Raw genomic sequence first — 22,390 nt, 5'->3', positions numbered from 1 at the left:
GAGTCATTGACAAATTTCCGAACAGCATGGTTCTACCTTGACCAATTCCCAGACAGCAAGAACCTACGTGATTATGTTCCTTACTGTCTCGTTGCATGTCGAGACGGTAGTATTGATGTCAAGGGTCAGGGACTGGGGTGTGAAAAAGCCTTAGTTTAATCCATTCTTGCACACCTGATCTTTTTGCAAAAGGATGGTTCAACTAAGAAAAAACTCTCTGGGGGAACTTATCGAATGAGCTGTTTTATAGGGTCGAGACTCGTGATTAGATATTGGGTAGGTTGAGACTCGAAAATCTCATCAGCGATGGCATTGTATGGCTTTGATGTGGCGGTTGATAGAGTAAATATATTTCTCTATCAGTCGTTTTTTGTCTATAAGCATTGACATATCGCGAAAGATAGATATAATAAGCGTATGGATAAGATTGAAATTTTTAAAGCACTATCAAATGAAACACGGCTCAGTATTATTGAGTGGTTGAAGGAACCGGAGAAAAACTTTCCGCCGCAGGGAGGACATTTTGATGATGTGGTGGATCTGAAAGGCGGTGTGTGTGTTGGAAGCATCCGCGACAAAGCCGGGATATCACAGTCAACCGTATCTCATTACCTGGATATGCTGCAAAAAGCAGGCTTGCTTCTTTCCGAAAGGCACGGAAAGTGGACATATTACAGACGGAATGAAGAGACCCTCGCTGCGCTGGCAGACTACTTCGGTCACGAAATTTAAGTTGTGCCATAGATTAGACGGGATGAAGATCCCGTTTAATTTAAACCATTACATATCGACTAAGCGAGATATAAGGATATATAGAAACGAGGAGGAATTCGTATGCATTTTTCATGTGGAATCGTCAGACCGCCTTATGAGGCTGGTTCCTGTTTTTTACAGGTAACGTCAGGTTGTTCGCATAATAAGTGCCGCTTTTGCACCTTTTACAAGGAAGCACCTTTTTCCGTATCTCCGGAGAGTGAGATACGGGAGGATCTTCAGGAGATCCGGGATTCCGGATGGAAGGTAAAGAGGATTTTTCTGCAGGGGGCAGATCCGTTCCTGCTGAGCTACGACAGGCTTAAAAGAATCATGGACCTGATAAAAGAATACCTGCCCTGGGGTGTTTCCGTCGGCGGATATGGGCGGGTGGATAGTGTAAGGAACAAGTCTGTATGTGAGCTGAAGTCGTTGAAAGAGATGGGATACGACATGATCGTATTCGGGATCGAGTCGGGCGATGATGCTGTCCTCGATAAGATGAACAAGGGCTATCATGCCAGTGATATAGTGGAACAGCTCTCCAAGATGGATGAGGCGGGAATGCATTATTCTGTCATCTTCTTATACGGGCTGGGGGGTCATGAGTATGGTATGGGGCATGCCGTCAAAACAGCAGAAGTGTTAAACTACCTGTCGCCCGTCAGAGTACTGGCTTCCGGGCTCTCGATCTTCCCTGACACACCACTTATGGAGGAAGTAAGAAGAGGTGAGTTCGTAGAGGCTACAGAGACAGAGAAGATACAGGAACTGTATACCTTTGTGAAGACGCTTGATATCCACACTCTGCTGGATGCGACGAATGTCTCCAACATGATGCCGGTATATGGACATCTTCCGGAGGACAAAGAGAAGATACTGGCGATGCTCAAACAGGGTGCAGACGAACAGGGAGAAGAGCGATTGCGGATGCGAAGAGACAGCATGAGAAGCCTGTGACCAGGATAAAAATCAGAAAGGCGGTATTTAGATGAAAGTGTATTATATTTTTGAAAGCTATTGTGGATGGTGCTATGGGTTTGAAACAATTCTTAAACCGTTTATTGAAGCACATCCGGAATTGGAAGTAACGGCGTTATCAGGTGGATTATTTTTGGACGGTCATTCGCTTTCGGCATTTCCGTATATGAGTGATACGAATAAAAGAATTGCGGATATGTTTGGAGTGGAATTCGGCAAGCCATATCTGAACCTGTTAGAGACGGGAAGTATGGTTCCTGACTCGAATGATGCCGCAATAGGATTTGGAGTTCTCAGGAGCTTCTTACCTAAAAGAGAACATGTTAATCTTGCGTCAAAGATGCATGAAGCATTCTATTTGGATGGCAAATCACTTTCTGACGTGGAGACGATCAGATCAATCGCCAAATCCTATGATCTTCCTGCAGACAAGATCGCAGAGGAGTTCATCCGTATTTCTGAAGAGGGCAAGTACCATCCGGACTTTTATGAGGCAAGAAAAATAGGAGTCACATCCTTCCCGACGCTGTTTCTTGAAATAAATGGGAAGCATTATGACTTAAAAGGAAGTGCGATTACCCTCAATGATTTAGAGGAAAATCTGAATATCATTAAGGAAAAGGGCGGGATCCTCGATGATGGATACAATACGCCCGTTGCCTGTAATATCGACGGTACAGGTTGTTCATAAGCTATTTGAAGGAGGGCATTATAAAACTGACGAAAATATTTGAACCAAACACGATCAGCAAGACGGAGTTTAAAAACCGCATGGTGGATTTCGTCACAGTAGGCCGCCGGAAGGAGATGATTTTCACCTTTCGGGACGGTACCGAGATAGAGGTATAACTGAACATAAATCAGGCGACAGACACTCCGCTCCGGCGGTGTGTTTTTGTGTTGAGTGGCAGAGTGGAATCATCCGATGGATGAAGGTACCAGGAAGGTTATTGTCACGATTGCCCTGGTGGCGGCTGCAATCGGTCCGGTGCTGATCATAGTAGGCAAGGTCATTTCTGCTGTCGGTACCATTATGACTCTGGTGCCGAAGCTGGGAGGTGTCCTTCACACTGAAAGAGTTTTAAGTGTTAGGAAACCACACTTTGAAAAATTCTAAAGTGCAGTTTCTGGGTGGGAGTATGACGAAATAATATATTTTTATTGGTTCACGAGATAATTGCTCATGTAATTGCTCAGGATGCGATTAAGGGATGACTCTATGTCTGGCTTACCATCATTGAGACACCATTCAAAAACACAGCCCTTAACGATAGTGCATATATCAATGCAAAGCAGATGGATGTCGGAGCTGGGCTTGATTATGCCGCAATCTAAAGCTTTGCTCATTTCCTTTTCACTTATGGCCATAACGGAACCTTCCGCAAATGAGCCGTTTTCTTCTCCCATATAAGCGGAGAGGGAGCGGTTTCCTGTGGAATAGAAGCTCTTCATAAAATCGAGGCCGAGGTCCATATACTTATGGATAAGGTGCATATAGAGTTCTGAGATCCTGCCGGAAATATTTGATAAGGGTGTTTTTAGTCTGAAGGAATCAAAAGATGTTTCCTTTAGGAAATACATCATCAGATCATCCTTGTCACGGAAATAGTGATAAAAAGTTCCGATGGAAAGCCCGGCAGTATCACAGACATTTCTGACTGTCAGGGCATCGGCTCCGTTTTCGCGTATTATGGAAATGGCTGTATCTATGATTTTCTTTCTGCTGCTTCGTTCATTGCCCTTAGAAGGGCGGCCTGAGCGGTTTGACATGGGAAACTCCTTTTTATAGAACATGTTTTATTTTCTCTTGACATTATAGAACACGTTCGATATACTGTCAATCAGAAATAAATAGAACAAGTTCTATTAAAGGAGGGAGTTTTAAATCATGAAGATTACATATTGGTCAGATTACGCGTGTCCATACTGCTATATCGGGGAAGCGAGGCTGAAGAAGGCAATAGCTGATATTCCGGAACTTAAGGACGTGGAGATTGAGATGAAGGCATTCCAGCTGGATCCATCTGCCGGGGAACATGCTGCGGGAGACACACAGACAAGATTTGCACATAAATATGGAATTTCCATGCAGGAGGCAGGAGAAACTATAGAGCATATTTCGCAGATGGGTATTGCAGAGGGACTTGATTTTAGGTATGCCACGACATTATTCACAAACACGATGGATGCGCATCGGCTGACAAAGCTGGCTCACAGCAAGAATGATCCGGAACTTGCGGAAATGATCATCGAGGCGCTTTTCAAGGCGTATTTTACAGATAACAAAGAGCTGGCGGATAAAGAACTGCTTCAGAAGATCGGAGAGGATGCAGGGCTTGACGCAGAAGAAGTAAAAGAAGTTCTTTCGTCCGACAAGTATAAGGATGAAGTTCTTCTGGATGAGCGTGAGGCTGCCCGCTATGGAATCCATGCTGTTCCGTTTTTTGTGGTTGGGCAGTATGGCATTTCCGGAGCACAGAGTGTTGATGGAATGAAAGCTACGATAATGAAGGTGATGGAAGAGTCAGCTGGGGCAGTTACAGAACAGGGAATGAGCTGCGGACCGGACGGCTGCCATATTGGGTGAGGCTATGATTGCTGAGGTTCCCGTAAAAGGGTATTTTGAAGAGAACTGTTTTTTCTATATTGATGATAAGACAAAGCATGGTTTTATCATTGATCCGGGTGCTCAGGCGGACGGATTACTGGATATGGTCAGGAAAAATGGCTGGAAGATTGAAAAGATACTGCTCACACACGGGCATTTTGATCATACGGGAGCAGTAAATAAGATCAGAGAGGCACTCAGAATTCCGGTTTTTGCCCATAGAAGGTCGGATGAATATCTACTTGATGCAAGGAAGAATCTTTCCGCACTTTGTGGGCCGGCAGTCATTGTGAGGAACGTGGAATATCTGGATGACGGGGATTTGGTAGCTTTAGAAGCAAATCCAGATTTCTATGTGAAGACAATTTATGTACCAGGACATACAACTGATTCCGTGATGTTCTATTCTGAAACTGACCATGTAGCCTTTGTGGAAGATACGATTTTTAAGGGAAGTATCGGGAATTACCAGTATCCGGGCGGAAATCCGGAAGATCTTCAGCGGAGTATCATAGAGTACATATTCACTCTGCCGGATGAAACAATCCTGTGCTCTGGCCATTCAGAACAGACAACAGTAGGGATTGAAAAAAAAGCTATTAACGCCGGAAATTGTAAAGAAGCTAACTCTGATTAGTGAATACAAAGGTGAGCAGAGACTTTTTATTGAAGCTCACAACAAGCATTTGCGGGAATGATACGAATCGTATCACGCATGTGAAAGAGCGTTTCTTTCATAGTTTTACACTTTTTGACAAGATGGGGTTGTCGGAAAGACAAGCCAAAACAGAAAGGATGTAAAATTATGAATAAGAGCGAAAAAAAGAGTCTGTTGATGGGAAGCATATCCCTTGCAATGTTTGCAGTATGGACAGTTTTGATTCTGACAGTGGATGTGCAGCCGCTTGGTCAAAACGGAACAAGTATTGGATTTGCGACATTCAATTGCTGGTTTCACCATTTTACAAGGGTAAACATGGCAATTTATACGATTACCGATTGGATGGGGCTGGTGCCTGTTGTAATATGCCTTATTTTCGCAGGGATTGGACTGGTACAGTTGATCGAAAGAAGAAGCCTTTTCAGGGTGGATGCAGATATCATGACTTTGGGGGCGTATTTTGTCATCGTGTTCTTGGCATATGCGATTTTTGAAATTATCCCAATCAATTATAGACCGATTTTAATAGAAGGAAGGATGGAGGCTTCTTATCCATCCTCAACTACCTTGTTCGTATTAAGTGTAATGCCTGCCTTGGTCGAGCAAATTCAGCGTAGATTTTCTGGCATTAGGGTGAAACAAATCATAACACAAGCACTATTAATATCCAAGAGTCGTGTAACAGCGGCTCTCTTTTCATGTTCGGAGGGAGGTGGTCATTTGTATCCGGTCAGCAATGCCTTCCTTGAAGCGGTGAAGGCGAATACAAGAAAATACTAATTTGTCTGTGAGAGAAAAAATAATCGCCGGTCATAAGGTACAAAGGAAAGCTATGGAAGATACTGTGAAAGGGTCCAGCGGGTATATCTTGTCGGAGCGGATCCGTTTGCGCTATCAGCCAAAAATCTGCTGGAACAGATTGATCTGAATTTGAAATTGAGTATTGACACGATGTCAGAATAGATGTATTATATATGTTGACACGGAGTCAGAATAAAAACGGAGGAAATGTCATGCCAAAGGGATCACCGGAATTAACAGCTGCCAGAAAAGAAGAGATCATTAATGCCTGTGAACAGCTGTATCAGACGATGAGCTTTAAAGAGATCACACTTAAAGAGATCGGGAATGTGACTTCTTTTACAAGAACTTCTATTTACAACTATTTTCAGACAAAGGAAGAGATCTTTCTGGCGCTCTTTCAGAGGGAATACGATCGCTGGAACGAAGATCTGACCAACATACTGAATGAAAATGAGCATTTGACGAAAAAGGAGCTTGCAGAACTCATCTCCCATTCTCTGGCGGGACGGCAGCAGCTTTTAAAGCTTCTTTCCATGAATAACTTTGATATGGAAGCCAACAGCCGGCAGGAGCTGCTGACGGCTTTTAAGCATTCTTATGGCCGTTCCATGCAGCTGATATCCATGGTGTTACAGAAGTTCTGCCCGGAGATGACTGTCTCGGATATTCAGAATTTCATCTACATCTTCTTCCCTTTCATGTTTGGCATTTATCCATATACAGAGGTTACGGAAAAACAAAGGGCCGCCATGAAGGAGGCGGGGATTAGCTACGTATATCAAAGCGCTTATGAACTCATCTACAGCTGCCTGACCCGACTGCTCGGTGCTTAAAGACGGCTGACGAGAAACAAATCAGGTGCTGGATGCGGTCAAGGCGGCAAATGTCACCCTGACGGCAGAAGAAATTGCAGAAGAAGCGGCACGGCCCTTCATAAGGATGTCAGCGGCGAGGTGAAGTGGGAAAAGGGCAGACAGATCAATCGGGCAAATGAGGCGGAGATCCGCCGCTGGCTTGACGAAGTTCTGTAAGAATACGAAACGGAGTCTTCAGGCCTGGCTTTACCTGACCAATTACGTAAACCGCTGAAAGGGGAAGCAAATGTATGAAATATACAAGACTTGGAAACAGTGACTTAAACGTATCCCGGATCTGCATGGGCTGCATGGGATTCGGTGATTCCGGACGGGGCCAGCACAGCTGGACCATCGACGAGGAGCATACCAGAGAAATCATAAAACGCGGGCTGGAGCTGGGTGTTAACTTTTATGACACAGCTATTGCTTATCAGAGCGGCACCAGTGAGCAGTACACAGGACGTGCCCTGCAGGACTTTGCTAAGCGTGAAGATGTAGTTGTCGCTACCAAGTTTCTTCCAAGAACACAGGAAGAAATCGAAAACGGCGTCAGTGGTCAGCAGCACATTGAAAACATGATCAACACAAGCCTGCAGAATCTTGGAATGGACTATGTGGACCTCTATATCTATCACATGTGGGACTGGCAGACACCGATTGAAGACATCATGGACGGTCTGAACCGCATCGTGAAGGCGGGGAAAGCCAGATATATCGGCATCTCCAATTGTTTTGCCTGGCAGATCGCCAAGGCAAATGCCCTGGCGGAAAAGGAAGGCTTTGCGAAGTTCGTCTCCATCCAGGGACATTACAACCTGATCTTCCGGGAGGAAGAGCGGGAAATGGTTCCCTACTGTAATGAAGAGAATATCGCACTGACCCCTTACAGTGCATTGGCAAGCGGCAGGCTCTCCAGAAAACCGGGTGAAGGTGGCACAAAACGCGCCGCGGAGGATGCTTACGCAAAATTTAAATATAACGCAACGGCTGCGCAGGATAATGTGATCATCTCCCGAGTCGCTGAACTGGCAGATAAACACGGCGTGACCATGACGGAAGTGTCACTGGCGTGGCTGCTCACAAAGGTGACCGCCCCAGTGGTCGGAGCGACAAAGCTTCATCATATCGAAGGCGCGGTAAAGGCATTGGATCTTTCACTGACACCAGAAGAGATCCTGTATCTGGAAGAGCCTTATGTACCGCATCCGCTGGCCGGCGTTATGGCTCAGAACAAACCGGCCGCCGCAAAAGAAAAACATGTCTGGTCCACGGGTGATCAGAAGATCGGAAAGTGAGGAATACGTAAAATGGCTGAAAAGATCGTACAGACTGCAGGAAGAAACCAGCTGGGAGAATTTGCTCCGATGTTCGCGCATCTTAATGATGACGTGCTCTTCGGTGAAGTATGGAACGAGGAAGTAATCGATGTAAAGACAAAGTGCATCATCACCGTTGTTTCCCTGATGGCTTCAGGAATCACGGATTCCTCGCTGAAATATCACCTGCAGAATGCGAAGACGCATGGAGTAACGAAGGAAGAGATCGCCGCCATCATTACCCACGCCACCATGTATGTGGGATGGCCGAAGGGCTGGGCGGTTTTCCGTCTTGCAAAGGAAGTCTGGAATGAAGAAGCTCCGGTACTGACGGATAAGGACAGATACCAGAACACCATCTTCTTCCCGATCGGTGCCCCGAACGATGCCTATGCGCAGTATTTTATCGGTCAGAGCTATCTGGCACCGGTCTCCACCGAGCAGGTTCCTGTATTCAACGTGACCTTTGAGCCGGGATGCCGCAACAACTGGCATATCCATCATGCAAAGAACGGTGGCGGACAGATGCTGATTTGTGTCGGCGGCAGGGGATACTATCAGGAATGGGGCAAGGAGCCGATAGAGATGACGCCGGGAACGGTTATCAATATTCCGGCGGAAGTGAAACACTGGCACGGCGCAGCGCCGGATTCCTGGTTCTCACATCTTGCAATCGAAGTCGCAGGCGAGGAAACAAGCAACGAATGGCTGGAAGCGGTTTTAGATGAAGAATATAACAAATTATCATAAACAGGAGGAAAACCAAGATATAGGATTTAAAAAATTTCTTACAGTGGAAATGCAACAGTTTCGCTGTACAGCTTCTGCAACACTTTAATAAAAGCTTCAAGGCTATGACGTTGATCTGATTTATGAGTGCAGAGAACACATGAAAAGGTATCATTGCAGTCATAAGGAATCCAAGCAAACTGTCCGCTGTGGTCATTAAGAAAGCCGGGAGCCAGACAGATTCCTTTGCCTGAAGCAACGTTAGTAAGTGTGGTGTCATGATCTGGACTATTAAAATATTCAATTTTACCTGATGAAATAAGCTTTTGCTGAACGGAGCGGAGAAGTGCCGGTGAGCCACCACCTACCATAAGAGTGTGACCATAAATGTCTTCATCTGTAATAAGATTTTTAGTCGCAAGAGGATCATTCTTATCACAAATTAAATAAATATGGCTTTGAAACAGCTTGTGGACGGAAGTGCCTGCAAGCTGTTTTGTCTGTTCTTCCAGCGCAAATACAACATCAGATTCATTTTTTAGAAAGCTATCCATACTGTTACCGTACTGAAAACGTGGTGTAATCTGAGTTCCTTGGGATTCCTTTTCAAATTCCTTAATTGCTTCTGGAAGAAAATAGAGAGCCTGCCGTACTGACATACTTATAGTGATGTTTTCTTTGTATTTTGCACTGAAGTTCTGGCCCTGTTCGATGGCTCTTTTCATCTCTTCGCGCATATTTGAAAGGTAGGTTACAAACTGCTGACCGGCAGGAGTAAGAGTAGCCCCTTTTCCATTTCTAACAAAAATCTCAAATCCAACTTCCTCTTCAAGAAGTTTTATCTGATAGGAAAAAGTAGGCTGGCTTACAAACATATTCTGGGCACCTCTGGAAAAGCTCTCTGTACGAGACAGTTCTATACAATAATCTATCTGTTTTGTTGTCATAACACTCCTATGATATTTAAAAATTAAATCAACTATCCAATGTTTCTATTGGATATTATAAAACTTATGTGAGATAATGTAAACAACAAAAGACAAAACCAATTGGTACAAGCAGTTATCTATAGAAAATTTAGATGGAGGAAATTCAAATGGCAAAAACATTAATCGCTTTCTTCTCAAGAGCGGATGAAAACTATTTTGGTGGAGCAATGAGATATGTAAAGGTCGGCAACACAGAAATTGTTGTTAACCAGATGAAAGAACTGATAGATGCAGATACATTCAAGATTGAGATGTTAAATCCTTATTCTCCGGTGTACATGACCTGCATTGATGAAGCAAAGAAAGATTTCAGAGAAAATGCTCGTCCAGAGCTTACAAATTACTTTGACAGTATTGATGAGTACGACACCATTGTGCTTGCTTATCCAAATTATTGGGGAACATTTCCAATGGCAGTTGCAACATTTCTTGGAAGATATGATTTTACAGGAAAGACCGTACTTCCGCTTTGTACCAATGAAGGAAGTGGAATGGGTTCTAGTGAACGTGATGTAAAAATGTATGCTAAGGGCGCAGATGTAAAAAATGGACTTGCAATTACCGGAAGTCAGGCTGCAAATGCGAAAACAGCTGTAGCGAAGTGGTTTTCCGCTAACGGGTTGATGTAAAGGAATAGAAATGGAGGAAAGATTAGTGGATTTCTCGAGGAACTCTTCGGAAGGAAGCTGGAGGATGTTCACATCTTAACGCCTTTTATCTGTGACTTTGGAAATACAGTTCAATTTGGAAAGGGCGTTTTTATCAATCACTCAGCTATTCTTTCGGCATCCGGAGGAATTGAATTTGAGGATGGTGTAATGGCTGCGCCTGGTCTTAGAATTGCAACAATTAATCATGACATGAATGAACGTCATACAAAGTATACATATGGAAAAGTTACTATAAAGAAAAATGCCTGGATAGGGATGAATGTAACTATTTGTCCGGGAGTAACAATTGGCGAATATGCAGTAGTTGGTGCTGGTGCAGTTGTTACAAAAGACGTACCAGCATATGCAGTTGTAGGTGGAGTACCTGCAAAGGTAATTAAGATGCTTGATCCAGTCGAGCAGAGGGAATAAAGCTATGGATGAAGAAGAAAAAATTAAAGAAGGGGGACTTTTATATCATGGAAAATATAATCTTAAACAATAAACTAAAATGCCCAGTAGTGGGAATTGGAACATTTATGCTATCACCTGCAGATGCAGAAAATAGCGTGAGAGAAGCGCTTAAAATGGGATATCGACTTGTAGATACAGCAAATGCTTATGTAAATGAGCGGGCTGTAGGTCGAGGAATTAAGAAAAGTGGAGCAGATAGAAAAGATGTATTTTTGTCTACAAAGCTTTGGCCTTCAGAATATGAAAATGAAAATGCCGTAGATGAAACATTAGAGCGCCTTGGTGTTGACTATGTGGATCTTCTTTATATCCATCAGCCTGCTGGAAATTGGCTTGCAGGTTATAGACAGCTTGAAAAAGCATACAAAGAGGGTAAGGCTAAGGCTATTGGCATCTCAAATTTCGAAGGAAAGTATATCGAAAAGCTTGAGACTAAATGGGAAATTGTACCTCAGTTTATTCAGGTAGAAGCACATCCATATTTTACGCAGACAGAGCTTCGTAAGACTTTGGACAAATATGATATTAAGCTTATGAGCTGGTATCCACTTGGACATGGTGACAAGTCTCTTATTGACGAGCCTGTATTTGCTGGGCTTGGTAAGAAATATGGCAAGTCATCAGCACAGATTATACTTCGCTGGCACACTCAGAAGGGATTTGTTGTTATTCCGGGAAGTAAAAATGTGGATCACATCAAGGATAATCTAGACATTCTCGATTTTAAGCTTACAGATGAAGAAATGGCAGAAATCGCCAAGCTTGATAAGAACGAGAGATATTATCATAGAACAGATGAACAGCTTATTCAGTTTGCTGGTTGGAAACCGGATTTTGAAAAATAAAGTATGTGACCGACATTGTCTCGTTTTGACTCGTTTTGTCTCGTCTCGACCGACATTACTGATACAGAAATTCTATGTAAAGCATTACCGGATTATCAATATCATTCTGGCTCTGACATTGCTGGAATGCATATGGAGCATGTTGAGAGCATAAAACATAAATATAAATTGTTTTAAAGAGTCGAGAGATGATCGGCTCTTTTCTTTTACCCAAAATCAGGAAGGGGGCGAGCGAATGGCTGGCAGAATCCAGGGTATCACCGTTGAGATCGGCGGCGATACCACCAAACTACAGACTGCCTTAAAGGGCGCTGGTCAGCGATACAAGCTATGGGAGCTTGTGGGAGGTGAGTTTTGTGTTGTAGGAGTTTTAGATTAGCAACCAAATATAACATTTCACCTATGTAAATGTTCGGTTTGGTTAGTGGACATTTCTTTGCCTTACAATTACGATAATGTTAAAAATAATTGCAAAGGTGAGGTATTTATGAGAAAATACTACTTAGACAATATCAGATGGGTAACCGTAGTTCTGGTTGTCATTTATCATGTGCTTTACATGTATAATGGCGAAGATATTCTTGGTGGCTTAGGAAAGATTACTGCTCTTGATGTACAGTATTATGACATTTTCCTGTATGCAGTTTATCCGTGGTTTATGCTTCTGCTGTTCCTTATATCAGGAATATGCTCCAGATATTATTTGGATAATCATACCGCAAAGGAATTTGCAAAAAGCAGGGCAAGAAAACTGTTGATTCCTTCTACTATAGGATTATTTGTATTTCAGTTCATCCAGGGATATGTCAGTATGTCAATTAGCGACGCTTTCAATTCTATGCAGGAAGTACCTGGTGTAATCAAGTATTTTATCATGGCGTTAAGCGGAACCGGAGTTCTTTGGTACATACAGCTGTTATGGCTGTTTTCGATGGTGCTTTTGCTCGTTAGAAAAATCGAGAAGGATAGACTGTGGGAACTGGGAGGAAAGGCTAACATCATAGCAATACTTTTGATGACTGTAGTAATATGGGGAGCGGCGCAGATTTTTAATACTCCGGTTGTTGTGGTATATAGGTTCGGATATTACGGTGTTGCATACATGCTTGGATATTTTGTGTTCTCACATGATGAAGTAATCGAGACGCTGAAGAAGTATTTCGTATTGCTGTTTGTACTTGCCGCAGGTGTGGGAATTTCATTCTGTGCCGTGTACTTTGGTAAAAACTATGCGGATGCTCCTATTAACAAATCAGTGCTATTTGCAGGATTTGGATGGCTTATGAGCATGGCGATTCTTAGCGGTGCATCAAAGTATGCTGATAAGCAAAATGCTTTTACGGCATGGATGAGCAAAAATAATTTCGGGCTATATGTATTCCATTATCTTGGGATATCAACAGTTGCTTTGCTTCTGGGAAAACCCGGGAATCTTCCGGCAACAATAGTTTATACCATCAGCCTGATTGCCGGATTTGTGGCAGCATATGCTTTGAATGCCGTGATATCAAGGATTCCTTTCTTCAGATGGGCAGTACTCGGAATAAAGAAAGAGAGAAAAAACGATGTTTCATGACAATCTGGTAACTCTTAGAAAAATGAAAAAAATGACACAGGAAGATATTGCTGAGAAAATCGGTGTTTCTCGTCAATCTGTAGCAAAGTGGGAAACCGGAGAAACTGTTCCTGACTTAGATAAGTGTAAAATTCTTGCGGAAATATTTGAAGTGTCGCTTGATGATCTTGCTAATTATGAATCGGAGGACAGCATGGGTATGGCACTTCCGCCAAAAGGGAAACATCTTTTCGGAATGGTAACTGTAGGTGATAAAGGTCAGATTGTAATCCCTGCCAAGGCAAGAAAGATATTTGAGATTTCACCCGGAGATCAGCTTGTGGTACTTGGTGATGAAAGACAAGGTCTTGCTATCATGAAATCAGAAAGTTTCTTAGCCTTTGCTGATGCTGTTAGAAATGGAAAATATGTAGAGTAATAAATGACAGGGAAATATCAACCTAAGAGGAATCGGGAGACCGGTTCCTTTTTTGGCAGGAAAAGAGGCGACTTTTATACCATTCGAAGGAATCGGGAAGTCCTCTGATCATATCAGCCGCGGGAACTGGATATGCATTCTCCTGGATGGCACTGTTCCTTTTGAGGATATTTGCAAATGGATCGATGAAAGCTATGTCGTGACAGCATCGAAGCAGAAAAAGCAGAAGCTCCGGCCGCCGAAGGAATGGATCATCTCTGCGAATCCGAAGTATTATGATATCGCACATGCCTTTGAGGATGCAAAGGAAATTGACTGGAAGCAGGGAAACGGTATCCGGACAGGCGATACCGTATATGTGTATGCAGCTGCTCCTGTCTCTGCTATACTGTATAAGTGCAAGGTTACTAAAACAGATATTCCCTATGATTACCGGGACGGAAGCCTGACAATTACGGCGCTCATGAAGATACGGCTGCTGAAACGGTATAAGCTGGACAAATTCACATTCGATAGACTTAAAGGTGAATATGGCATTTTTGCAATTCGCGGTCCACGCGGAGTTCCGCATTCGCTGAGTGAAGAACTGAAATAGTAGGAGATTTGGATATGGCTGGATTTACCGTTTTTGATGTTGAAACGCCGAACCGTATGAGCAACCGGATAAGCGCGATCGGTATTACCATGATAGAGGATGGGGTGATCACAGATGAGTTTTATTCGCTGGTTAATCCGGAAACTTACTTTGATCAATTCAATACACAGCTTACAGGAATCGGTAGTGAGACGGTGAGGAATGCACCGACTTTTCCTGAGCTCTGGACAAAAATAGAGCCATTGATGTCGTGTGGACTTTTGGTGGCACATAATGCTGTATTTGATATGAATGTGCTTAAAAAATGCCTGCGTGATTACGATATAAAGTGGAAACCATATGCGCGATATATTTGCACAGTACAAATGGGCAGGCGGATTTTGCCGGGTATGAGTCATAAGCTGAATGTCTTATGCGACTATTATGGTATTTGTCTTGATCACCATAAGGCAGACAGCGACAGTCGTGCATGTGCGGAAATATTGCTTCGATATCTGGAAGGTGGAGCGGATATCCGGCAGTTTATCAGAACATGCTCGTTCAATAAATAGTTTTGAGAAAGTGAGGTGACCTCCATTGCACGATATATGGAACCCGTGGCATGGCTGCAGAAAGTGCAGTGAGGGCTGCCAGAACTGCTACATGTATTATCTGGATTCTCTGAGAGATAAGGACGGATCTGAAATATACAGGACAAAAACAGGGTTTAAATATCCGCTTTCCAAATACCGTGACGGAACATTTAAGGTGAAAAGAGGAGAAACGATCCGGGTTTGTATGACTTCAGATTTCTTTCTGGAAGAAGCAGATCCCTGGCGCGATGAAGCCTGGCAGATTATACGTCAAAGATCTGATGTGAAGTTCTTTCTGCTGACAAAACGGCCGGAACGCGTGGCAGACCATCTTCCGTGGAACTGGGGTGATGGCTGGGAAAACGTAATGTTTAATGTTACCTGTGAGAATCAGAAGAGAGCTGATGAACGGATCCCGATACTGCTGGAGCTGCCGTTTAAGCACAAAGGGATCATGTGTGCTCCCTATATCGGTCCGGTGAGCATTAGAAAATATCTCCCTGCGTGTCAGATCGAACAGGTTCTTTGTGACGGAGAAAACTACGGAGGTGCCCGCCCGTGTCATTATGAATGGGTAAAGTCGCTGAGGGATGAATGCGTAGCGTATGATGTAACGTTTGTATTCTGCGGCACCGGACGTAGATTTGTGAAGGACGGAAAGCTTTATAAGCTGGAAGGAAGCATTCAGAGTGAGCAGGCGTACAAATCAGGTCTCAGCTTTGAAGGAAGGCGGATGGAATGGCACCTTACCGATGAATGGGGATATCCGCTTGAGGAGGAAGGACTGTACAAACCGTATTTTGGAGAACGTTGCACGAATTGCGGAATGAGGCTTATCTGCAATGGATGCAGCAGATGTGGAAAGTGCGGAAGCAATTGAGATTATATACTGAATCACGAATCGTTATCGTGCCTGCGGGCATTGGGAAAACATTTCCGAATATGAGAAGATGACGGACTTAGAGAAAAAGCAGTTCATGAGGACGTTCATCGAGAGCATTGAGCTGTATCCGGAAAAGAAGGACAACGGACGCATTATCAGCAAGATTGAGTTGAGATTTGCAAGGGTGAGATTATGACAATTCAATTTCTAAAATATATAGTTGCTGTCGCGGAGATCGGTTCAATTACTGAGACAGCAAAACAACTTCATATATCACAGCCCAGCTTGTCAGCGGCATTAAAAGAAGCAGAAAAGGAAGTTGGATTCGGGATATTCACAAGAAGCCGCAGCGGTATTGCCTTGACGAAAGAAGGCGTAGAATTCCTTGGATACGCGAGGCAGGTTATACAGGAGATGAATCTTCTGGAAGACCGCTTCATATTGAGTAAGCCGGAGAAACAGCGCTTCTGTGTATCAACTCAGCATTATACCTTCACGGCAAATGCATTTGTTGAGATGGTTCAGAAGTTTGGACAGGAACGATTTGAGTTTATCCTTAATGAAACCCAGACTCACCAGATATTAGAAGATGTGAAGAATCGCTTCTGTGATTTGGGCATTATCTATCTGTGCGATAGAAATAAGACGTTTCTACAAAAAACGATGGATGAGATGGGACTCAGTTTTTATGAATTGTTTTCTTCTGATCCGCAAGTTTTCCTCCGGGCAAAACACCCTCTGGCCGGGAATAAATCTGTCACGCTGAAAGAACTGAAGGCATATCCGAGACTGAATTTTCTTCAGGGGAACTATGAGTCTGCTGATTTTTCAGAGGAACCGTTCAGTACGGAGCTTTCGGAGAAGGAAATCCGTGTCAGCGACCGGGCTGCCATCGTAAATCTGATGATTGGACTTGACGGATATACCATATCGAGCGGAATCTTTCCGAAATACCTGCAGGGACGGCAAATTGTTTCAGTGCCGCTTGCGGAGAAGGAAAAAATGCATATTGGATATGTGCTTTGTAAGGGTCAGACTCTGTCAGAACTTGGATCGATTTATGTGGATGCATTGAAAAAGTATGCTCCATAGCATACATAGATATAAACTATGTTAATGCATATAAAATAAGTGTTACCTATAAATCTCCGTTTTGCGGTATGATAACATCAATGCTGCGAAAGGAGATTTGATTATGCCGGGATATGTGCTGACTAATTTTTTAGTATATGCGATTGTAAATGCATTTACACCGGGGCCCGGTAACATACTGGCACTCAATACAGTGACCAATTACGGGTGGAAGAAAGGAAAGCCGCTCTTTTTTGGAATATTCACAGGCTACTATGTGGTTCAGATTATCTGTGCCGTTTTTGTGTACGGAATAGGGACATTTCTTCCTGATGCTTTGCAGATCATGAAGTATATCGGAGCTGCTTATATTCTTTGGCTTGCGATCCATATTGCCATAAGCAAGCCGGAATCCAGCGAAGAGCAGGAATCAGCCTCATTCATGAAAGGATTCCTGCTGCAGTTTGTGAATATTAAGATCTATATGTTCGGGATTACAGCGCTGACAGGGTTCATTACCCCATATAGTAAGGCTCTGTGGGTTCTGATCGGCTTTGAACTTTTGATTGCAACGATCGGGACGATTGCAACTTCAACTTGGATCGATGCCGGACTTCTGATACAGAAATTTTACATAAAGCATTACCGGATTATCAATATCATTCTGGCACTGACTTTGCTTGAATGCATATGGAGTATGTTGCAAACGTAAGCAAGCACATAAAAGAAAGAATCAGCGTTGTAAGTGAATAACGATTCTTGTTACCTGCATTGACTTTTTCTCCTGTAATTTCATATATTACAAGATGGAGGCGATGCTATGCAAATCTCAAGTAAGTTCACAATAGGAGTCCATCTTCTTGCGGTTATAGATTATCTGGGCAAAGATGAAAAAGTGACCAGCAATATTCTGGCGAGCAGCATAGGTGTAAATCCTGTCATAGTCAGAAACGTCATGGGAGACCTCAAAGAAGGGGGGACTTATAAGCATCAGTCAGGGCAAAAGCGGGATATCTTTAACAAAAACTCCTGATGAGATCACCTTCTATGATGTTTACAAGGCTGTAGACAGCGTAAAAGATGAAGGACTGTTTCACTTTCATGAGAATCCGAATCCGGAATGTCCGATAGGCAGAAATATTCATAAGGCGATGGATTCAAAATTGAAAAGAGTCCAGCGGTGCATGGAAGATGAAATGAGAAAGATTACCCTTGCCGATGTGATGACGAATATTCAAAATGAACTAAAGAATGAATAGTAAAAATGTCTCTAAGCCATCATGGTGTCAAACTTATGGATGATGTATGACGCAGCCTCCTCGTCAGAGAGTCCCTGATAGTTGTAATGGACAGTGATCCTCTGTCGGAGTGCTTCATGGACAGGACGCCACAGGGTTCCGTTGAGATCGGATTCTCCGCAGAGGATCAGTGTAAAACAGTTGACGGCATCATAGCCGTAGTTCATAAGCATCTTGATGTCATTTATACGATAGCTGCTCATCTTAGAGAAGCAGGAATTTATCCGTCGCGGTGGAGTAAGGACGTTGTACATGGCTTTCGGGCCGCCGTCACGGGCCTGTGATTGCCTTGCGGTAAATGACAAGGGAAATGATCGCAGTAATCGCTTCCGTGATCCAAAACGCATTCCAGACGCCAACCGCTCCGAAAAACCTGCTGAGTAAAAACGCAGCCGGGATGATGACCACTACATACCGGCAAAGGGAAATCAGTAAGGAGGGAGTTCCTTTCCCAAGTCCCTCCAATGCGCCGGAAGATGTAACAGAAACCGCAGAGACGATAAACCCGGCCCCGATGATGCGTAAGGCGGTTTCCCCGGCCTGAATCGTCGCTTTTGTGTGGGTAAACAGCCCCATCAACTGTCCGGGGATCAGCAGACATATTACTGTCCCAAACACCATAATGATGCCACTCATGCACAAAACGATCTGATAAATCTGGCTGACCCGTTTGTGCTCCCCCGCGCCGTAGTTATAGCCAATCAGGGGGCGCATCCCCTGCACAATGCCATTCGCTGGCAGATAGATAAAGGTCTGCAATTTGTAATAGATTCCTAAAACCAGAATATACACTTCGGAATATGCCGCCAAAATCGCATTGAGCGCCGAAATCAAAAGAGACGGAAGCGCAAGATTCAGGGTTGCGGGAATGCCGATGGAGTATAGCTTTATTACCATCTTTTTGCTGGGCAGAATGTACTGCCTGCGAATATGCACGCGAATTGGCCGCACAAGATAGACTACAAGGTAAATCGCAAGCGTCAGAGTCTGCCCAATGCCGGTTGCCAGTGCAGCGCCTTCGATTCCCATTTCCGGGAATAGGCCATAGCCAAAAATCAGAACGGGATCTAAGACAATGTTTGTGATGCAACCGCACATCAGGCTTATCATGGTCGTTTTCATGTTTCCTACTGCCTGGAACAATTTCTCAAACACCATGCTGACGGTAACAATGAGTGTAAAGGCGAACGCAACGACAGAATAGCGGACGCCAAGTTCAATGACCGCTTCAGATGAAGTGAACATCCGCAGGAAAACCGGCATGATCGTAATACAGCAGACTGTCATAACAACGCCATGAATCACGGCAAGCACAAGTCCCTGCGTGGCGGCCTGATCCGCTTTTTCATGATCCCCAGCGCCCAAATAAAAGGCGATTACGGCGTTGATTCCAACGCCATATCCAATTCCAACAGCATTGATAAAATTTTGAACCGGGTAAACCAGTGATAACGCCGTCATAGCTTCCTCGCTAATCTGTGCGACGAAAAAGCTGTCGATAATGTTGTATAGAGAATTAACCAGCATGGATAAAACCATAGGCAGGGTCATGGATAAAATCAGCGGTAATACCGGTTTTTCTTTCATGAAAGTGTCATTCATCATTTTCCTCCTTGGAATACCTTATGAGATATTTTGCGGCGATGCCATGCCATCATCACAAGCGCAACGAGAAAAGTGGCGGTTTCAGCAACCGGAAATGCAAGCCAGATCCCGTTCAGATGGAACAATCTGTCCAGACACCATAAGGCGGGAACAAGGAAAAGCATCTGCCTGCATAATTGGATTGTCATGCTGAAGCCTACTTTTTCTGTGGCCTGAAAATAGGTGGAAATCATGGTGGAAAGGCCGCAAAACAGATAGCTTGCCGCCATTATCCGCATAGCGGATATTCCAAAGGAGCGCATGGCTTCCGACGCCGTAAATAATCCCAAAAGCTGCGCCGGAAAGAGAATGACGGTCAATGTTCCCAGTATCATCATACCGGAGACCAAAGCGGTTCCGTAGCGGAAAGCAGAGTGCAGCCTATCTCTGTTTCCCGCACCGTAGTTAAACCGCATAATAGGAAGACAGCCCTGGATCAGCCCGTTGACCGTCATGACAATCAACTGCTGCACCTTAAAATACGCACCGAAGAAAGCGATTGCCGTATCGGAATAGGCGACCAGGAAAAAGTTTACAAAAGTCACCATAAAAGAACTAAGGGCATTCATAATAAAAGACGGCAGTCCAAGGGTGAAAATACGGTCAATCAGCCACTTTTGCAAATGAAATCCTTTGATCTTTATCTGCACTTTCTGCTTTTTGCCCAGCAGCAAGGCAAATGCCAAAATCATGGATAACAAATAGCCCGCAACAGTAGCCACCGCAGCGCCACGGATTCCCATAGCTGGAAAAACACCAATACCAAAAATTAGGAGTGGGTCAAATACAAAATTAACGACCACTCCTGCAATCTGGAACCACATAGGCGCAACCATGTTCCCAGTAGCCTGTATCATCTTCTGGATTGCGATATGCACCATGTTTGGAATTTGCATGAACGAACATACGCTCATATAGTCAAGACTCAACTGATAAATTTCTTCATTATTGGTGAATGCCCCAAAGTAGGGTTTCATAATCAGTAATGACAGAAGATTGAGCAAAGCACCAATTCCAAAGGCCAGTAACAATCCATGTGTGACGGTGGTATTTGCCTCATCCTGCTTTTTCTCCCCAAGATACCCTGCAATCAGTACATTCACGCCGACACCGATCCAGATAGACGCAGCATTCATCAGTGTTGTAATCGGGAATGACAGAGAAACAGCCGTTAGTGCATTCTCACTCAACCGCGCTATAAACGCACTGTCTATCAGATTATAGGAATATTGCAGGAACATGGAGATTAGCGGCGGTAATGACATTTGCCAAATGAGCCTTCCAACAGGAGCAACCGCCATTTTATTATTGGTCTGCATACTTTCCCTCCTCTCCACAAATTGTCCGGTGCAAAAAAATTGCGCCAGACAGCGGAACATTAAATCCGAACAATATAGTTTTGTTTGCGTGCTGCGGGCTGACCGGCTTCCTGGGCCGGATAACCCAATGCAATCGCCCCGACGCCACGCAAGGTTTCCGGTAGCTTCCACTCCCGCAGAAGAGCCTTGCCGCTTTCACTGTCAAAAATCTCACGTTCCCGATGTACCCATACGGTTCCCAGGCCAAGGGCATGGGCAGCGAGCATCATATTTTCAAGGACGCAGCTTCCGTCCTCAACAAAGGTGCTTGCGGAGCCATCTGCCAAAACCAGAATTACGACAGGTGCGCCATAATAAGGGTCTGTGTTGCTCCCCATCACTTCTGCGTTTAGTTTTGCAATCTCCCGCCTATATTTGGGGTCTGTAATTGCAATGATGGTTGGAGATTGATGTCCTCCGCCGGTAGGAGCGTAAGTCCCTGCTTCCAGTACAGCGTCCAAAGCCTTGGAAGGGACGGGTTCCGATTTATAAGCCCGTACACTACGGCGCGTCTTGATAAGAGACAAAAAATTTTTTTCCATAAAGATATAGTCCTCCATTCTGCTAATACTTCCGAGATACAGGCAACAAAAAAGCCACACAACTATCACAAGACAGTTGTGTGGCAAAAAGATGATCGAATCCGGAAAAGTCCACTAAATTTTGCGTTTATTATTGTAGCGAACTTTCAGGAAACTGTCAAGCGTCAATCTTCTTGAGTTTTCGCTGCCTTATTCACGAAACTCTAAATCTGTTGTGTTGAATATACACAACTTTCATATCTATTCTTTATTGCAGTTTACGGAAACTCAAGTCAATCATCGCGTAAGGAAAGATAGAAAATATAGAATTACGTTATGTTGCTCTTTGATTTTGACTTTTATTGAAAAGATTTCGCTTCTGCGAAGTCTTGGCGTATCCGTTGCAAATATCCCGGAACTGGTTAATAAAGGTGATAGTTTGGCTTTTGGGAAAATCATTGATACTCAGCGGCGTGGCCTGCATAGAAGAAAAGAACAGAACGATCTTCTGAAAGAGCTGGCGTCATCTTTGGACTGGAATGCTGTGAAGCTTAAAGCAGCCGCGGCGGAATGCCGGATATATCCGCTACTTCTCTAAGATGAACGGCTATTATAACTCTGATATGGAGGACTACATCAGAACAAAGCTGATTGAAAGCCTGTTTAAGTTCCGGCTTGACCTGAAACAGGCCGAAAGGCCTTCTCATATTGACAAGCAGGGCAATACAGGGTAAACTGCGAACACAGGTGCGAAACTTTAAAAAAAATTCAATTTCGGAAGTGACAG

At 43.9% G+C, this 22,390-nt stretch carries 29 protein-coding genes and 1 pseudogene; 24 read left to right on the top strand and 6 right to left on the bottom strand.

The genetic code is table 11. The annotated features are described in order from the left end of the window. The first annotated feature begins 417 nt into the window (after positions 1 to 417). The 4 genes from ACTQ1O_RS11400 (at position 418) to ACTQ1O_RS11385 (ending at position 2,851) form a co-directional block, all read left to right on the top strand. Positions 418 to 732 (top strand): ArsR/SmtB family transcription factor, encoded by a 315-nt coding sequence (locus tag ACTQ1O_RS11400; RefSeq protein WP_044919614.1) that lies wholly within the window; start codon positions 418 to 420, stop codon positions 730 to 732. Positions 733 to 834: 102 nt separating this feature from the next. Next, positions 835 to 1,713, top strand: a complete 879-nt coding sequence (locus ACTQ1O_RS11395; protein ID WP_441487355.1) for a radical SAM protein — start codon at positions 835 to 837, stop codon at positions 1,711 to 1,713. Positions 1,714 to 1,744: 31 nt separating this feature from the next. Then, positions 1,745 to 2,425, top strand: coding sequence for a DsbA family protein (locus ACTQ1O_RS11390; RefSeq protein WP_441487354.1), 681 nt, complete (start codon positions 1,745 to 1,747; stop codon positions 2,423 to 2,425). Positions 2,426 to 2,638: 213 nt separating this feature from the next. Beyond that, positions 2,639 to 2,851 (top strand): hypothetical protein, encoded by a 213-nt coding sequence (locus ACTQ1O_RS11385; RefSeq protein WP_441487353.1) that lies wholly within the window; start codon positions 2,639 to 2,641, stop codon positions 2,849 to 2,851. A gap of 41 nt (positions 2,852 to 2,892) precedes the next feature. Here the strand turns inward: ACTQ1O_RS11385 and ACTQ1O_RS11380 are convergent, their stop codons facing one another. Next, entirely contained in the window at positions 2,893 to 3,528 is a 636-nt protein-coding gene (locus ACTQ1O_RS11380) for a TetR/AcrR family transcriptional regulator (RefSeq protein ID WP_441487352.1), read from the bottom strand. A gap of 94 nt (positions 3,529 to 3,622) precedes the next feature. Here ACTQ1O_RS11380 and ACTQ1O_RS11375 point away from each other — a divergent pair, with 94 nt between their 5' ends. The 6 genes from ACTQ1O_RS11375 (at position 3,623) to ACTQ1O_RS11350 (ending at position 8,730) form a co-directional block, all read left to right on the top strand. After that, on the top strand, positions 3,623 to 4,321 hold the full coding sequence (locus ACTQ1O_RS11375; protein ID WP_441487351.1) for a DsbA family oxidoreductase: 699 nt from the start codon (positions 3,623 to 3,625) through the stop codon (positions 4,319 to 4,321). 4 nt (positions 4,322 to 4,325) lie between these two features. Beyond that, positions 4,326 to 4,979 carry an MBL fold metallo-hydrolase gene (locus ACTQ1O_RS11370; protein WP_441487350.1) on the top strand — a complete coding sequence of 218 codons (654 nt, stop codon included), beginning with the start codon at positions 4,326 to 4,328 and terminating at the stop codon, positions 4,977 to 4,979. Positions 4,980 to 5,147: 168 nt separating this feature from the next. Beyond that, positions 5,148 to 5,783 (top strand): phosphatase PAP2 family protein, encoded by a 636-nt coding sequence (locus ACTQ1O_RS11365; RefSeq protein ID WP_441487349.1) that lies wholly within the window; start codon positions 5,148 to 5,150, stop codon positions 5,781 to 5,783. Between the two features lie 233 nt (positions 5,784 to 6,016). Next, a complete protein-coding gene (locus ACTQ1O_RS11360; RefSeq protein ID WP_441487348.1) occupies positions 6,017 to 6,640 on the top strand; it encodes a TetR family transcriptional regulator in 624 nt (207 codons plus the stop codon). Between the two features lie 272 nt (positions 6,641 to 6,912). Next, positions 6,913 to 7,959: an aldo/keto reductase gene (locus ACTQ1O_RS11355; RefSeq protein WP_441487347.1), complete on the top strand. Its 1,047-nt coding sequence runs from the start codon at positions 6,913 to 6,915 to the stop codon at positions 7,957 to 7,959. A 12-nt stretch (positions 7,960 to 7,971) separates the two neighbouring features. Then, the gene (locus ACTQ1O_RS11350) at positions 7,972 to 8,730 is read left to right on the top strand and encodes a carboxymuconolactone decarboxylase family protein (RefSeq protein ID WP_441487346.1); all 759 of its coding nucleotides are present in this window, start codon (positions 7,972 to 7,974) and stop codon (positions 8,728 to 8,730) included. 38 nt (positions 8,731 to 8,768) lie between these two features. Here the strand turns inward: ACTQ1O_RS11350 and ACTQ1O_RS11345 are convergent, their stop codons facing one another. Continuing rightward, on the bottom strand, positions 8,769 to 9,656 hold the full coding sequence (locus ACTQ1O_RS11345) for a LysR family transcriptional regulator (RefSeq protein WP_441487345.1): 888 nt from the start codon (positions 9,654 to 9,656) through the stop codon (positions 8,769 to 8,771). Positions 9,657 to 9,805: 149 nt separating this feature from the next. Here ACTQ1O_RS11345 and ACTQ1O_RS11340 point away from each other — a divergent pair, with 149 nt between their 5' ends. The 12 genes and pseudogenes from ACTQ1O_RS11340 to ACTQ1O_RS11285 all read left to right on the top strand — a co-directional run bounded on the left by ACTQ1O_RS11340 (position 9,806) and on the right by ACTQ1O_RS11285 (position 18,041). After that, positions 9,806 to 10,327, top strand: a complete 522-nt coding sequence (locus ACTQ1O_RS11340; RefSeq protein ID WP_441487344.1) for a flavodoxin — start codon at positions 9,806 to 9,808, stop codon at positions 10,325 to 10,327. Positions 10,328 to 10,558: 231 nt separating this feature from the next. Further along, positions 10,559 to 10,750: pseudogene (locus ACTQ1O_RS11335) on the top strand (DapH/DapD/GlmU-related protein); the annotation flags it as partial. A 38-nt stretch (positions 10,751 to 10,788) separates the two neighbouring features. Further along, positions 10,789 to 11,667 carry an aldo/keto reductase gene (locus ACTQ1O_RS11330; protein WP_441487343.1) on the top strand — a complete coding sequence of 293 codons (879 nt, stop codon included), beginning with the start codon at positions 10,789 to 10,791 and terminating at the stop codon, positions 11,665 to 11,667. 487 nt (positions 11,668 to 12,154) lie between these two features. Continuing rightward, positions 12,155 to 13,243, top strand: coding sequence for an acyltransferase family protein (locus ACTQ1O_RS11325; RefSeq protein ID WP_441487342.1), 1,089 nt, complete (start codon positions 12,155 to 12,157; stop codon positions 13,241 to 13,243). Further along, on the top strand, positions 13,233 to 13,661 hold the full coding sequence (locus ACTQ1O_RS11320) for a helix-turn-helix domain-containing protein (RefSeq protein WP_441487341.1): 429 nt from the start codon (positions 13,233 to 13,235) through the stop codon (positions 13,659 to 13,661). Before ACTQ1O_RS11325 ends, ACTQ1O_RS11320 begins: the two co-directional genes overlap by 11 nt. 52 nt (positions 13,662 to 13,713) lie before the next feature. Continuing rightward, positions 13,714 to 14,256, top strand: coding sequence for a hypothetical protein (locus tag ACTQ1O_RS11315; protein ID WP_441487340.1), 543 nt, complete (start codon positions 13,714 to 13,716; stop codon positions 14,254 to 14,256). Positions 14,257 to 14,270: 14 nt separating this feature from the next. Beyond that, complete coding sequence (locus ACTQ1O_RS11310; protein WP_441487339.1) at positions 14,271 to 14,807, top strand: 3'-5' exonuclease; 537 nt, start codon at positions 14,271 to 14,273, stop codon at positions 14,805 to 14,807. Positions 14,808 to 14,832: 25 nt separating this feature from the next. Then, positions 14,833 to 15,708: a DUF5131 family protein gene (locus ACTQ1O_RS11305; RefSeq protein ID WP_441487338.1), complete on the top strand. Its 876-nt coding sequence runs from the start codon at positions 14,833 to 14,835 to the stop codon at positions 15,706 to 15,708. Between the two features lie 195 nt (positions 15,709 to 15,903). Further along, entirely contained in the window at positions 15,904 to 16,803 is a 900-nt protein-coding gene (locus tag ACTQ1O_RS11300) for a LysR family transcriptional regulator (protein WP_441487337.1), read from the top strand. 103 nt (positions 16,804 to 16,906) lie between these two features. Then, positions 16,907 to 17,494 (top strand): LysE family transporter, encoded by a 588-nt coding sequence (locus ACTQ1O_RS11295; protein WP_441487336.1) that lies wholly within the window; start codon positions 16,907 to 16,909, stop codon positions 17,492 to 17,494. A 108-nt stretch (positions 17,495 to 17,602) separates the two neighbouring features. Further along, positions 17,603 to 17,815, top strand: a complete 213-nt coding sequence (locus tag ACTQ1O_RS11290) for an Rrf2 family transcriptional regulator (protein WP_441487335.1) — start codon at positions 17,603 to 17,605, stop codon at positions 17,813 to 17,815. After that, on the top strand, positions 17,766 to 18,041 hold the full coding sequence (locus tag ACTQ1O_RS11285; RefSeq protein ID WP_441487387.1) for an Rrf2 family transcriptional regulator: 276 nt from the start codon (positions 17,766 to 17,768) through the stop codon (positions 18,039 to 18,041). Before ACTQ1O_RS11290 ends, ACTQ1O_RS11285 begins: the two co-directional genes overlap by 50 nt. 11 nt (positions 18,042 to 18,052) lie before the next feature. Here the strand turns inward: ACTQ1O_RS11285 and ACTQ1O_RS11280 are convergent, their stop codons facing one another. The 4 genes from ACTQ1O_RS11280 to ACTQ1O_RS11265 all read right to left on the bottom strand — a co-directional run bounded on the left by ACTQ1O_RS11280 (position 18,053) and on the right by ACTQ1O_RS11265 (position 21,642). Then, on the bottom strand, positions 18,053 to 18,253 hold the full coding sequence (locus ACTQ1O_RS11280; protein ID WP_441487334.1) for a hypothetical protein: 201 nt from the start codon (positions 18,251 to 18,253) through the stop codon (positions 18,053 to 18,055). A 97-nt stretch (positions 18,254 to 18,350) separates the two neighbouring features. Beyond that, entirely contained in the window at positions 18,351 to 19,682 is a 1,332-nt protein-coding gene (locus ACTQ1O_RS11275; protein WP_441476247.1) for an MATE family efflux transporter, read from the bottom strand. Further along, on the bottom strand, positions 19,682 to 21,043 hold the full coding sequence (locus ACTQ1O_RS11270; protein ID WP_441487333.1) for an MATE family efflux transporter: 1,362 nt from the start codon (positions 21,041 to 21,043) through the stop codon (positions 19,682 to 19,684). The genes ACTQ1O_RS11275 and ACTQ1O_RS11270 overlap by 1 nt, the downstream gene beginning before the upstream one ends. 59 nt (positions 21,044 to 21,102) lie before the next feature. Further along, positions 21,103 to 21,642, bottom strand: coding sequence for a nitroreductase (locus ACTQ1O_RS11265; protein WP_441487332.1), 540 nt, complete (start codon positions 21,640 to 21,642; stop codon positions 21,103 to 21,105). 313 nt (positions 21,643 to 21,955) lie between these two features. Here ACTQ1O_RS11265 and ACTQ1O_RS11260 point away from each other — a divergent pair, with 313 nt between their 5' ends. Next, on the top strand, positions 21,956 to 22,201 hold the full coding sequence (locus ACTQ1O_RS11260) for a hypothetical protein (protein ID WP_441487331.1): 246 nt from the start codon (positions 21,956 to 21,958) through the stop codon (positions 22,199 to 22,201). A gap of 1 nt (position 22,202) precedes the next feature. Next, entirely contained in the window at positions 22,203 to 22,337 is a 135-nt protein-coding gene (locus ACTQ1O_RS11255) for a helix-turn-helix domain-containing protein (RefSeq protein WP_441487330.1), read from the top strand. Positions 22,338 to 22,390: the final 53 nt, after the last annotated feature.

It is taken from the genome of Bilifractor sp. LCP21S3_A7 (genome assembly GCF_052118825.1).
In the GTDB taxonomy this organism is placed as follows: Bacteria; Bacillota; Clostridia; order Lachnospirales; family Lachnospiraceae; genus Bilifractor.
The sequence above is the reverse complement of the archived record's forward strand: the minus strand, read 5'-3'. Positions and strand labels throughout refer to the sequence as shown.